This window comes from Bacteroides sp. AF39-16AC, from assembly GCF_003602735.1.
Classification (GTDB): domain Bacteria; phylum Bacteroidota; class Bacteroidia; order Bacteroidales; family Bacteroidaceae; genus Bacteroides; species Bacteroides uniformis.
Genome location: NZ_QTLN01000003.1, coordinates 214,325 through 227,785 on the forward strand (window position 1 = coordinate 214,325; position 13,461 = coordinate 227,785).

The 13,461-nt window shown below is 47.4% G+C and carries 6 protein-coding genes; 2 read left to right on the plus strand and 4 right to left on the minus strand.

Features of this window, described 5'->3' with window-relative positions; genetic code table 11:
* Positions 1 to 140 precede the first annotated feature (140 nt).
* The 4 genes from DW039_RS04690 to DW039_RS04705 all read right to left on the minus strand — a co-directional run bounded on the left by DW039_RS04690 (position 141) and on the right by DW039_RS04705 (position 10,979).
* A complete protein-coding gene (locus DW039_RS04690; protein WP_057281930.1) occupies positions 141 to 1,757 on the minus strand; it encodes a RagB/SusD family nutrient uptake outer membrane protein in 1,617 nt (538 codons plus the stop codon).
* 27 nt (positions 1,758 to 1,784) lie between these two features.
* Positions 1,785 to 4,967 carry a TonB-dependent receptor gene (locus DW039_RS04695; RefSeq protein ID WP_120381749.1) on the minus strand — a complete coding sequence of 1,061 codons (3,183 nt, stop codon included), beginning with the start codon at positions 4,965 to 4,967 and terminating at the stop codon, positions 1,785 to 1,787.
* A gap of 264 nt (positions 4,968 to 5,231) precedes the next feature.
* Positions 5,232 to 6,776, minus strand: a complete 1,545-nt coding sequence (locus DW039_RS04700) for an arylsulfatase (protein WP_120381750.1) — start codon at positions 6,774 to 6,776, stop codon at positions 5,232 to 5,234.
* A gap of 129 nt (positions 6,777 to 6,905) precedes the next feature.
* A complete protein-coding gene (locus tag DW039_RS04705; protein ID WP_120381751.1) occupies positions 6,906 to 10,979 on the minus strand; it encodes a hybrid sensor histidine kinase/response regulator transcription factor in 4,074 nt (1,357 codons plus the stop codon).
* Between the two features lie 189 nt (positions 10,980 to 11,168).
* Between DW039_RS04705 and DW039_RS04710 the strand changes: the two genes are divergently transcribed.
* Entirely contained in the window at positions 11,169 to 12,251 is a 1,083-nt protein-coding gene (locus DW039_RS04710) for a phosphotransferase enzyme family protein (protein WP_120381752.1), read from the plus strand.
* The gene (locus tag DW039_RS04715) at positions 12,242 to 12,976 is read left to right on the plus strand and encodes a carbohydrate-binding family 9-like protein (protein WP_005826029.1); all 735 of its coding nucleotides are present in this window, start codon (positions 12,242 to 12,244) and stop codon (positions 12,974 to 12,976) included. The genes DW039_RS04710 and DW039_RS04715 overlap by 10 nt, the downstream gene beginning before the upstream one ends.
* The last annotated feature ends 485 nt before the right edge of the window (positions 12,977 to 13,461 follow it).

The following is a 13,461-nucleotide window of genomic DNA, read 5'->3' on the forward strand; positions in this document are numbered from 1 at the left end:
ACAAAACAAGTGGTAAAATCATTCATTAAAATGAGGAGAGTAATCTCTCGATTACCCTCCTCTGCACAAATAAAATTAATTAAGGTCTATTTGATTATTTGTGATATAGAGATAATAAGGTTAGAAGTCTTGCGGTTTTATTACCACCATTTGTTCTGTTTTAGTTTAGTATTCACGGACAGTTCTTTGTTGGGAATGGGATAGAACTGATGTTTTTCTTCTGTTTTGGCTGCTACAGTAGCGGCGAAGTCATATTTGCCACCGGTCTTGTCGGCCTTGGCTTCATTTTCACTCTGTGAGTTCCAGCGTTTGTCGGCTGCTGCCGTACCCAGTGTATTCTGCATTCTTTCCAAGTAAATTCCCCAACGTACCAAATCGAACTTACGTATGGACTCGAAGCAAAGTTCGCGGGCGCGTTCATCACGTAATTCTTGTTGGAACTGGTCGTATGACAAGTTTTTGAGTTCCGGAATGCCGGCGCGCTTGCGTACAAGATTTATTGCTGTATAAGCCAGGTCCGTAGGTTGCTTGTTCACTTCATTTTCGGCTTCGGCCAGCATTAGCAATACGTCGGCATAGCGCAGAATCGGATAATTCTCGGGAGTCCAGTTCTTGTTCTTGTTTTCGGCTGTTTCCCACTCACGGCGGAACTTGCCACAACGGCGCATGGTGATTTCATGGTCTTTCCATTTTACTTGCACATCTTTCGCATTCAAGTAATAAGGTGCCATGGAAAGGTCACGACGTTTGTCTGTACTGTTCTTTTCAAATAAATCCCAAAGGACTAATGTACCTGCATAGAAAGCATAGGTATAACCTTTACCCGTGGCGTTACCATTTCTTTGGGCGTTACCGATGGTATTACCAATACGGCTTTCGGTATAATTATTGTCAAGGCGAGTACCTATAAATTCTACTTCCCAGATGGATTCGTTATATTCAGTGTCATATTTATCTGTTGCCATACACTTCCACATGGCGTACACATCAGGGTTTAAGTCATGTTTCTTGGATTTGTAGACTTCATTGGCATATTGAGCCGCTTTTTTATAATAGGCTTCTCCACCGTCGGAAGGTTTTCCTGCTCTCCATAAGCATACGCGTGCTAGGATGCCATATACAGAAGTTTCTTTCACGTGGGATGGGCTTTTGTCATATTCTTTTTTGTCAACCAAGGGAATGCAATCTTCCATTTCTTTGATAATCCAGTCTAATGCTTCCGCATTGGAGGTGGCAGGCATACTGGCGGCATTGATGTCATCTAAAGATTGTTTGCGGATAGGCACCTCATAGAAAGCCTGTACAAGTAAGAAGTGATAGTAAGCACGGAGGAACTTAGCTTCCCCTTTGATTCTATCTTTGGCGATTTGACTCATTTCTGCCTTGTCTATGTTCTCAAGCAAACCATTGGCGTTTTTAATGCCGGTGTATAGTGCTTCCCAGATATTCCATATTTCTTGAGTGGTGCTGGTATAGTCGTTTGCCCATAGCTTACCGGAAAAGTTGCTGTTGCGCGTATAGTAGCTCAGGTCATCTATATTGGTCATTTCTGTGGAATAGAAATTACCATATAAGTTGGCGGTTGCCATTGGGTAATATACTGCGGCAAGTGCCATGGTACATTCAGACTCGTTTCTATAGAATGTGGTTGGTGAAACGAAATCGTATGGTTCGGTTCCTAAGAAGTCACATGAAGTCATAGAGACTACTCCTATGAGGACAAGGGCTTTTTTGAATATATTATAGAACTTTTTCATCATTGTTTTTGTTTTATACGTTTGTTGTTAGAAAGTAAGGTTCACTCCGATAGATGCGTTGAAAGAGCGTGGATATGCAGACCAGTCGAATCCGGGAGTCAATACCGAATTACGTGTAGATACTTCTGGGTCTGAGCCGGAATAGCCTGTAATGGTAGCGATGTTTTCAGCGGAAACAAATACTCTGGCAGAGCTGATGAATGCTTTTCTCAGCATCTGTGCCGGAAAATTGTAACCTAAAGAGATAGATTTCAGTTTCAAGAACGAACCATCTTCCACATAGAGAGAACTATACTCGTTGGAGCCGAGGGCATTTGCACGGGGCATGTTGCTATACGGGTTTTCGGGAGTCCAACGGTTGGTATAGGATGCAAACATGTTAGTGTTCTTCTTCTTGGCGGGATTTTCAAAGACCATTCGGTTAGCGTTCAGAATATCATTTCCTAAACTCCATTGCAAGAAGATACTGAGGTCCCAATTCTTATAGGTAAAGCTATTGGTGAAACCGCCGGTGCATGTGGGCAGGCCGTTACCGATGGTGGTACGGTCTTTGTCATTGATGATACCGTCGCCTGTATCAGGAATACCGTCGCCATTGGTATCTATCGTAGGCATGTCTTTATATTTGGGGTCACCGGGTTGGCAGCCTTTCACGTAAGAAGCGATACCCTCTTTCAGGGTGTACACTTTCTTGCCTTTGTCGTCCGTAGTGATGTTGAAGTCCGATTCTTTGTAGGTACCTTCATAAATGAAACCATACATCTTGCCGGCCGATTCGCCGATACGGCTGACGTATGCGGGCATGGTTTTGTACTTGTTGTCCCAGCTTACATAACTTGTAATTTCACCTTTTCCTTCCGTCAATGCGGTAATCTTGTTGGAGTTGAATGCTATATTGAAGTTGGAAGTCCATGAGAACTTCTTATTCTTCAGGTTGATAGTTTCCAAAGTAAGCTCGAAACCTTTGTTCTTGAGTTTACCGACATTGAGCGTTGCACTGGAGAAACCGGAACTGCCTGGAACATCAGCTCTGAGTAACAAATCCTTAGTGGTTTTTATATAATAATCGGCAGTCACGTTGATACGTCCGTCGAAGAAACCTAAATCCAGACCGAGGTCTATTTGTTCGGTAGTTTCCCACTTGAGTTGTGAATTGGCTTTATTGGCAATATGGAAACCTGGGGTAAATGAACCATTCCAAGGATATTTATACACGTTGTCGCTTGTAATCAGTTTGGCCATGTAGTCAAAGTCGCCCACACGGTTGTTACCTGTCTGGCCGTAGCTGAGGCGTAGTTTTCCATTAGACAGCCAAGAAGCATTTTCCGATACAAAAGCTTCGCGACCGAAAGCCCATGCCACAGATGCAGAAGGGAAATATCCCCAGCGGTTGTTTTTCGGGAATTTAGAAGAACCGTCGGCACGCATGGTGGCGTTAAGGTAGTATCTTGAATCATAGTTATAGTTGATACGACCGAAATAGGACATCATCTTGCTTTCTCCCTGGTTGCTCTCTATGGTTTGGTTGGTACCTTTATCTAGTCCTGCCATACCGAAAGACTCATTACTGATATGTTCGGTTGCTACGGAGTGGGAGTAATTGCTGTTCTTCTGTAAACTTAAACCTGCCAGTACATTCATGCTGTGAAGTTTTTTATTGAACTGATAGGTCAATGTGTTTTCGTTCAGATAGCTTCTGAATTCATATTGGTACAAATTAGCATTGATACCTTTACTTTGTGTATTGGAAGGGTGAGAATTACCGGTACGGGTATTAGGACCATTAAACTCTTCTTTCTTTATGTCACGGCTCGAATAGCCTGCTGCAACTTTAAACTTCAAGTTCTTGATGATTTCATACTCTGCACTCAAGTTGGCTTGCAATGTGTTGGTAGTGTTCCTGCGATATTCGTTCTTGGCCGACAATACAGGGTTGAAGCGATAGTCTTCTGCCATGTCTATATCGGTATCGTAAATTTCGTCTTTTAAGTCGGCGCCTGACGGAGATACGGGACGGTAAGCCCATACACTGTACATGAATGCGGTAGACATGGCGCTGGTGTTGTTCGAGGGATTGGGCCCGTTCTGTGTTGTACTGGCAAAGTTGGCGTTGGCATCTACCTTCAGTCTCTTGTTGAATTGCTGGCTGAGGTTGACACGTGCCTGGTATCTGTTTAAGTCAGAATTGATGATGACGCCTTCCTGGTCATTGTAAGATACGGAAGTAGAATATTTCAAGTCGCCGGCATTGCCATTCAAAAGCACGTGATGGTTATGGCTCATGGCTGTGCGGTAAATCTCTTTCTGCCAATCGTAGGATTTGAATTTGCGGTAATCCTCCAGTGTATTTCCATCTTTCAGATACATGTTCTTGAAATCCTCTGCACCCATGACTTCTTGTTGGAGTTTCACAAATTCATATCCATCCATCATTTCGGGGGTATTGTTCACCAGTCCTACCGTGAAACTTCCGTTGTAGGAGATGGTCGGTTTTCCAGATTTGCCTTTTTTCGTAGTGATGATAACTACACCATTAGCACCACGCGAACCATAGATGGCGGTGGCGGAAGCATCTTTCAAAACGTCAATGGATTCGATGTCATTCGGGTTTAAAGAACCCATGTTAGAGGTTTCTTGCGGGAAACCGTCGATAACATATAGAGGCGCTGTGCTTTGGGTCAATGAACCGGCACCACGAATCACGATGTTGAAGTTGTCACCCAGTCCGCCGTCCGTCGATGAAACCTGCACACCTGCAATACGTCCTCCTAAAGACTCAGCAACATTGTTTACCGGAGTTTTGACTAATTCCTTGATGTCTGCTTTCGCGATGGAACCTGTCAGGTCTTTGCGGCGGACATCGCCGTAACCCACTGCCACTACCACTACTTCTTGCAGTTGTTGTGAGTCTTCTTTTAAATTGATGGAAAGTTTCTGCTGATTGTTTACCTGAATTTCTTGTGTCTGATAGCCGATGAATGAGATAACCAGAGTTCCTTTGGCTGGTACACCGGACAAAGTGAACTCTCCGTTCATATCGGTGATACTGCCATTGCTTGTACCCTTCACGAGGACTGACGCACCGATGATCGGACCGAAGTCATCATTCACCGTTCCGGAGACGGTCAGTTCCTGTGCATTGGCCTGCGTGGCAAATAGGACAAGTAACATAATACCTAATGCTTTAAAGAAGCTGGATTTTTGTTTCATAAATATTAATTTAATTAGTTAATAATAAAGGTTGTTTCTTCGTCTTGTACTCACTTTGGGGTGAAATCACATCGCAAATGTAGGGGATGGAATATACAAACATATCCGTTAATAGTTCGCAAAAAGTACGAATTCGTACAAAACCCGCGGACGGCAACACTCTTGTACTTTTATCTCCCTCCGTTTCACGGCTCTTTCATTTAAGGGAGTTAGAAGGAGTTATCGCCCTTTAACTCCTTTAAATGAAAGGGCCGTGCCTCCGTTTTAGTCCTTTGCGCCCTTAACCTTTTCCAGCAGGGCGGAGAGCGCTTCTATCTTTTCCGGATGGGCATCTGCCACATTGTCTTTTTCAGACGGATCGACGGAAAGATTGTACAGTTGGGGCTGCGGGGCGTTTCCCATTTCCGTTTGGGTCCAATACTCCAGTGCGGGTTTGTCGCTGGGCTCTATGTATTTCCAGTCTCCCTCGATAATGGAGAGCGTATTGTCCAGATTTTGCTGTACGATATAGTCACATCCGGCGGTGTCGGTTCCCAGAAAGTTGTTGAGCTGGTCGCGGCTGTCGGGAGCGGTGCCTGCTTTCAGTGGATGGTCCAGCAGGGCGGCGAGTGAGGCATAGACGTCAATCATGGAGAAAAGGGCTTGTTGTTTGCCGGGCTTGATGCCGCCGGGCCAGCGTACGATGAAAGGGATGCGTGTGCCGGCATCGAAGGCGCTGTATTTCCCGCCGCGGTAGTGCTTCATGGGAGTGTGGCCGTTCAGCAGTTCGCGTGCCCGGTCCTGATAACCGTCGTCTATGACGGGACCGTTGTCACTACAGAATACGAAAATGGTGTTGTCGGCAATGCCGAGGCTGTCCAAAGTGTGCATGATTTCACCCACGGTCCAGTCCAGCTGGAGGATGACGTCGCCACGTACGCCCAAACCACTCTTGCCGGCGAAACGCGGATGTGGCACGCGGGGAACATGTACATCTTGCGTACCCATATAAAGGAAGAAAGGTTCGTCTTTATGGGCTGTGATGAAGTTCTTGGCCTTGTCTGTAATCACGTCGGCAATGTCTTCGTCTGTCCAAAGGGCGGATTTGCCGCCGGTCATCCAGCCGATGCGGGGGATGCCGTTGATGATGGTGTTATTGTGCCCTTGGCTGGGTTTCATCTTGACGAGTTCGGGGTTTTCGAGACCGGTGGGCCAGTCACCGACCTTGTGGTCGTAGCTCACAGTGATAGGGTCGTTGGGGTCGAGGCCCACTACATGTCCGTTCTCTACAAAGACGCAGGGAACGCGGTCGACGGTAGCGGGGATGATGTATTCATAGTCAAAGCCGATGTCTTGGGTGTTCGGTTTGATGGAGTGGTTGAAGTCTGTACCGCCTTTAGGGCCCAGGCCGAGGTGCCACTTGCCCACTGCTGCAGTGGCGTAGCCTTCTTCCTTGAACATATCGGCCATAGTGACGCAGGCGGTATCGATGATGAGTTCGGAATTGCCCGGAGCGATGCCGGTATTCTTCTGTCGCCAGGGATACATGCCCGTCAGCAGGCCGAAACGGGAAGGAGTGCTGGTGGAAGAAGTGGCATAAGCGTTGGTAAACTGCATGCCTTGTCCGGCAAGGCGGTCAATGTTGGGAGTGCTTACTTTGGTGGCACCGTAACAGCTCAGGTCGCCGATACCCAGGTCATCAGCAATCAGATATACTACATTGGGCTTCTGCGGCGAGTGCTCCGAAGTCTTGTCTTTAGGTTGGCTTCCGCATCCCGCTATCAGGGCTGCACCGGGAATCAGAGACCACAAGGGGGAAAAATGCTTCATAGTTCTTTGACTTTAGATTGTAATTCTGAGGTCAAAGGTAAGAGGTTTTATGGAATCGGGTGTATAAGGAAGTACAAGGGAAGGGAGAAAAAGTACAAACCGTATCATGCGATGGCTTGATGTACAATATTAAGATGTCTCTTCACTGTCTTCCGTACTTTCCTCTCCTCCATTCTCTCCTTTGCGGTAGGCCAGTGGGCTGACATGGTAAATGTCCTTGAAGCATTTGGAGAAATAGCGTGAAGAACTGAAACCGATCCGGTCCGCAATTTCAGTGATATTCAGCTCCGGATTGTTGCGCAGCATTAGAGCGCCTTTCTTCAGGCGGATGGTCAGGATAAAGTCGTTCGGAGTTTGTCCGGTGATAGCCTTCAGCTTGGTGAACAGATTGGTGCGTGCCATTGCCATTTCACGGGCAAAGACGTTGACGTTGAACTCCGTATCGTCCAGATGTTGCTCGATGACTGCCATGGCACGGTCCAGAATCTCCTTGTCTATGGGGTTGGTGGCAAGCATCTGTACAAAGGCTTGCGGCTGCTTGCTGAACTTCTCCTGCAGGAGGATGCGCGAGTTCACGAGGTTGTTGCAGCGCGAAATCAATAGATTGGTGTTGAACGGCTTGGTGATATAGTCGTCCGCACCGATGCGCAGTCCCTCGATGTTCTGTTCGATGGCAGTCCGTGCAGTGAGCAGCACCACGGGAATATGGCAGGTGTTGAAGTCACTTTTTATCTGTTTGCACAGTTCCGTTCCCGACATGTTGGGCATTACTACATCGCTGACTACGATATTGGGCATTTCGCTGCGCACCAGTGCGAGTCCTTCCGCTCCGTCGGCCGCAGTCAGCACTTCGTAGAAGGGCTTGAAGATACCTGCCAGCATGTCGCGGATGGAGTCGTTGTCTTCCACTATCAGGATTTTTGCATCCGGGAGTCGTTTGATGGGAGCACTCTCTTCCAGCTCCGCCTTGAGCAGGGCATCGTTTTCCGGTTTGGGAATTTCTATTTGTTGCACACTGTCTGCATTCTTGTTTATTTGCTCTTCGTCAAACTGTGCGTTCCCCAATTGCAGGTTTACGATGAAGCTGCTACCTTTGCCCAGTTCGCTTTCCACACGGATGGTGCCGTGATGGAGCTCCACGATACCCTTCGTCAATGCCAGGCCGATACCCGTACCCGTCTTGCTTGCATCCGTAGAGTCCATTTGGTCTATCTGGTAGAAGCGGTCGAATATCTTGTCCACTTCCCGGGCATCTATGCCGCTGCCGGTATCGGTCACGCGGATGACGGCATTGCTGCCTTCGGTCTTGATGCTGAGGGTGATGCTGTCTTCCGCCTTGGTATGCTTGACGGCGTTGGACAGCAGGTTGTTTATCACTTTCTGCATCTGTTTTTGGTCATACCATACTTCGAGGCTGTCTGTTTCCTTCTCGAAGTAGAGGCTGATTTGTTTGGCGCTGGCATATTCCAGGAAAAGCAGATAGTTTTCGTATAGGAAGTTCACGATGTTGTGCGGACTTACCTTTATCTTCATGTGCCCTTGTTCCTGCTTGCGGAAGTCGAGCAGCTCGGTGATGAGTTCCCGTAGCTGTATGCTGTTCTTGTAGATGCCCAGTACCTTGTTATATATGGCAGGCGTGAAGTTCTGGAGTTGCATCAGCGTTTCCACTTGGGCCACGATGAGTGTCAGCGGGGTGCGGAATTCATGGGAAATGTTGGTGAAGAAACGTAGCTTTGACTGGTTCAGGGCCTCTACGTCACGGATGTGCTTCTGTTCGTACTTCAGTGATTCACGCAACTTGATTCTGGACTTGTAGGTACGCACCAGATACCAGAGCAGGATTCCCGTCACTATCAGGTAGATAAGATAGGCAAGGGGAGTCTTGTAGTAGGGAGGCAACACGTGTATGGTCAGGTGGACTTGCGGACAAAGGCTCTCGTCTTTTCCGTTGGGCTTTATAATCAAGTTATAGGTTCCGGCGTTTAGGTTGGTATAGGTGATGTTGTGCAGTCCACGGGCACTGTTCCAGTCGTTGGAGAAGCCTTCCAGCTTATAGATGATGTCGTCTTTGTTGGCGGCTACATAGTTTGAAGTGGCAAACTCTATGCTGAACATGGACTGGTCAGCGTTGAGCGTAATCTCGGGGGTGCAGTACAAGGCTTGCTGCAGGATACCGGTCTCATCTCCCACTTGTATTTCCGTTCCGTTCACAATGAGGCGGGAGAGGATGATTTTGTAGGGTTTTGGTGTGAAGTTCAACTCCATTTCGTGGAAAGAAATCATTCCCTGCGTGCCTCCCAGGAATATTTCTCCGTCACGGGTCACGCAAAGGGCATTCTCATTGACGGCAGTCATTGGGAAACCGTTTTCGGCACTGTAGTTCAGGAATGCCTTTTGCCGGTAGTCGAAGATGGAGAAGCCTTCGTTGGTGATGAGCAGCAGTTTGCCGCTGGTAGGGGATTCCTGCGTCTCGTAGATGCAGTCGCTGGAAAGGCCGTTCTTCGCTTGGTCAAAGTTCTCGAAGTCGTTGCTGGCAGGGCGGTATAAGTCCAGTCCGCTGCCCGAAGTGGCGAACCACAGATTGCCTTTGCTGTCTTGGGTAATGTTGTTTACATTGTTGTTGCTGATGCTGTGTGGGTCGGCAGTATCATGGCGGTAGTTGGTCAGTTTGCCGGTATCGAAACGGTAGCTGAACACACCTTCGCCCGTGGCTGCAATCCAGAGCGTACTGTTGCTGTCGAAAGTGACATCTGCCACCATCTTGATTTTTTTGCCTTCTTTGCTGTCCTGGAACAGTTGTTGGCATTTCCCGTTGGCAGGGTCGAAGAGGCAGATTCCGTTTTGGGTGGCTATCACCAGGTGGTCTTGGTAAGGCGCGATATCGCGGATGATGTCGGAAGGCAAGGTCTCCGGATTACCTGCTTCCATACGGTAGTGTGTGAATCGCCCCGAGCGTATGTCCAGTCTGTTCAGTCCGCCCAGATGGGTTCCTATCCAGATGATGTCTTTGGAGGCATCATAATAGAGAGCCTTGATGTTGTTATGGGAAATACTGTTGGGACCGATTTCCGGGCGGAACCATTTGAACTCACGGGTACGGCGGTTGTAATAGTTCAGTCCGCCCCCTTCGGTGCCAATCCACAGATTGCCGTCCTTGTCTTCGATGGTGCGGCCTACAACCGGATTGCTCAGCCCCTTCTTTTCGATGGGCGAATACATATAGCGGCTGTATATCTCGTACTCGGGGTTGAAGTAGTTGACGCCGCCAAAGTAGGTCCCCAGCCACAGCGTTCCTTGGTTGTCCTTTACGATGCACCAGATGGAAGAGTGTGTCAGTCCGTCGCTCTGGGCATCACTGGCAGTGTGGTTCTGGAAGAGTCCCGTACTTTTGTCATACCGGTTCAATCCGTTGAATGTCCCAATCCAGATGTTTCCCAGATTGTCTTCACAGCAGGCTCGCACGAAGTTGGAAGAGATGCTGTAAGGGTTCTTTGCGTCGTATTCAAAGATTTCGATGGTTCCGTCGGTCTTTACATGGTGCAGCCCTTCTTCCCAGCTGCCAATCCATAACTCGCCTTCGCTGTCTTGGTATATGCTGGTGATGTTGCCTTTCAGGATGGGGTGGGTCAGCTCGTTCTTGTCCAGTTGCAGGCGGTATGCTCCGTTGGTGGTCGTTCCAATCCACATTTGTCCATTGTCCAGATGCATACAGCAGATTTCCAGACTTTTTCCGGGAAGCTGGTAATAGAGGTCAAAGTTCCCGGTCTGCTCGTTATAGCGGTAGATTTCATTCTGTTTTCCGATGAAAAGGGCCTCTTTGTAATATATGCTGTGTACATTTCCTTGCAGCAGGGTGGTGAATCTTTGGGTGGCGAGATTGAACTCGGCTACTCCTTCCGTACAGAGCAGGTAGATTTTTCCGTTACGGTTGCCGGCCATGCGCAGCACGGTGTTGCAGAAAAGGCTGTAAGGGTCGTTCTTCTGCAGCTTGTAAGTTTGTATGTCTTCTCCGTCATAACGGTTCAAGCCTTCTCGGGTTCCAATCCATAATACACCGTTTTCATCGATGTAAAGGCTGTTCACGGAGAATTGTGACAGACCGTCGTCGGTTGTCAGATGGTTGAAGGTGATGTTCTGCGCCTGCAGGGTTGCAGCAATCATGCTTACTGAGACAAGAAGCAGCCGGATGATAAACGTTCGCACTTTTCGGGTAGTTTTTAAGGTTTCAGTTACAAATATAGGTATATTTTGTACAAGACTTCTTATTTATTAGGCAGTTTTTGCGGTTATGTTTGGATAAATGTATAATTTTGGAAGCGCGCCGAACGATACTTGTCTTTTGATAGATGGCAATCGGCGTATCTTTGTAAACAAATTAATTCATTTATTATCATGAAAGACCTTTTATCTATTGTATCTCATTTTCAAATGCAGGGTACGGTTCGTGAAATCAAGCCTTTAGGCTCAGGCCTGATTAACGATACGTACAAAGTGACCACCGTTGAGGCCGATGCGCCGGACTATGTTCTGCAACGTATCAATCATGCCATTTTCCAGAATGTAGAGATGTTACAGTCTAATATCGAGGCTGTGACCGGGCATATCCGTAAGAAACTGGAAGAGAAAGGAGAAGCCGATGTCGAGCGTAAAGTGCTTCATTTCATCCCCACGGCCGAAGGGAAAACCTATTGGTATGACGGTGAGAACTACTGGCGTATCATGACTTTTATTCCCCGTGCCAAGACTTACGAGACGGTGAACCCCGAATATTCCTATTATGCGGGAGCTGCCTTCGGTAATTTCCAGGCTATGCTTGCCGACATTCCAGATACATTGGGCGAGACAATTCCCGATTTCCACAACATGGAGTTCCGCCTGAAGCAACTCCGTGACGCTGTGGCTGCCGATGCTGCGGGACGTGTGCAGGAGGTGCGGTATTTTCTGGATGAGATAGAAAAACGCGCTGATGAAATGTGTAAGGCAGAACGTCTGTACCGTGAAGGCAAACTGCCCAAACGGGTATGCCACTGTGATACGAAAGTAAACAACATGATGTTTGACGAAGACGGTACGGTGCTTTGTGTCATTGACCTGGATACGGTGATGCCCAGCTTCATCTTCTCCGATTATGGCGATTTCCTTCGCTCAGGTGCCAACACGGGGTTGGAAGACGACAAGAATCTGGATAATGTGAACTTCAATATGGAAATATTCCAGGCATTTACCAAGGGTTATCTGGAATCGGGCAAATCCTTCTTGTTGCCGATAGAGATTGAGAATCTGCCTTATGCGGCTGCCTTGTTCCCATACATGCAGTGCGTACGCTTCCTGGCAGATTATATCAACGGTGATACTTATTATAAAATCCTGTATCCGGAGCACAATCTTGTGCGTACCAAGGCTCAGTTCAAACTGTTGCAGAGCGTGGAGGAGCATACACCGGAGATGAAAAAATTCATTGACTCATGTATCTGAAAAAGTTTTTAATGACGATAGCGGCAGCTCTTTGCATGTTGCCGCTATCTGCAATTAATCCCCAAAATAGTAAAATGAAAGAATTGAATGTAAAGAAAGTAAGTGCGGCCAATATACCGGTAGAGTCGGTTCCGGCTCTTCTGGATGAAGAGAAGGTGGCGTTTCAGCCCGTAAACACAGTGAATTGGGCTGCTTTTCCTTATACTCCCGATGTGGAATTCCGCATAGCGCATACGGAAGATGCCATTCTGCTGCATTTCAAGGTAAGGGAAGCGAGTGTACGCGCAGTTGCAGGCCACGATAACGGTCCGGTTTGGGAAGATGCGTGTGTAGAGTTCTTCTCTGTGCCTGCCGATGACGGAGTGTACTACAATATGGAGTGTAATTGTGCCGGGACTCTGCTTATTGGGGCAGGTGCCGGACGTGGAAACCGCCAGCATGCCCCGCAAGAGGTGCTCGATAAAGTACAGCGTTGGGCTTCTTTGGGACGTGAGGCTTTCGACGAAAGAGTAGGTGAGTGTGCCTGGGAAGTGGCCCTGGTCATCCCTTATTCCGCTTTCTTCCTGCATGACATCACTTCGTTGGATGGAAAGACGCTCCGTGCCAATTTTTATAAATGCGGTGACAAGCTCCAGACTCCCCATTTCCTTTCCTGGAATCCGATAGGTCTGGAGAAGCCGAACTTCCATTGCCCGGAGTTCTTCGGTACCCTGCATTTCGAGTAGTAGTAGAACAAAAAATTACTCAACCTGCCCTCACCACTATCACCGCTTTTCTGAAACTCCCTATTCATCGCCCTTTCAAGGGTGAGTGAGAGCAAATAAAAAGGGTGAGGGCAAATTTTACCCTCACCCTTCCGAGCGTACCCGGTTGCTTCCTGCTTCTTTCCCCGTCTTTTATAGGACAAGACAGACCATTGTCTACAGAAACAGTATAATAAATACCCTTTATATACTTAATCCGTTAGTTCACAACACTGAACAGTTTGTTCCAGCATTAGAGAACACTTTGTTTCAGTATAGAAAAACACTTTGTTTTCATATAATGGAACGAACTGTTTTGTTAAGGGAAACAAAGTGTTCTCTATAAGGAAACAAAATGTTTAGTTAAAGGAAACAGTTTGTTTTACTTAGCATACTGCCTGGAATGAATGTGCATCAAAAAATAGTAAAAGATAATGCAGGAACTATTGTAGAGGAATATAGAAAAA

Bases quoted from the DNA above. Each gene is read 5' to 3' on its own strand.
- DW039_RS04700 (WP_120381750.1), bottom strand. From the start codon at position 6,776: ATGAAGCATTTTTCCCCCTTGTGGTCTCTGATTCCCGGTGCAGCCCTG.
- DW039_RS04690 (WP_057281930.1), bottom strand. From the start codon at position 1,757: ATGAAAAAGTTCTATAATATATTCAAAAAAGCCCTTGTCCTCATAGGA.
- DW039_RS04710 (WP_120381752.1), top strand. From the start codon at position 11,169: ATGAAAGACCTTTTATCTATTGTATCTCATTTTCAAATGCAGGGTACG.
- DW039_RS04715 (WP_005826029.1), top strand. From the start codon at position 12,242: ATGTATCTGAAAAAGTTTTTAATGACGATAGCGGCAGCTCTTTGCATG.
- DW039_RS04695 (WP_120381749.1), bottom strand. From the start codon at position 4,967: ATGAAACAAAAATCCAGCTTCTTTAAAGCATTAGGTATTATGTTACTT.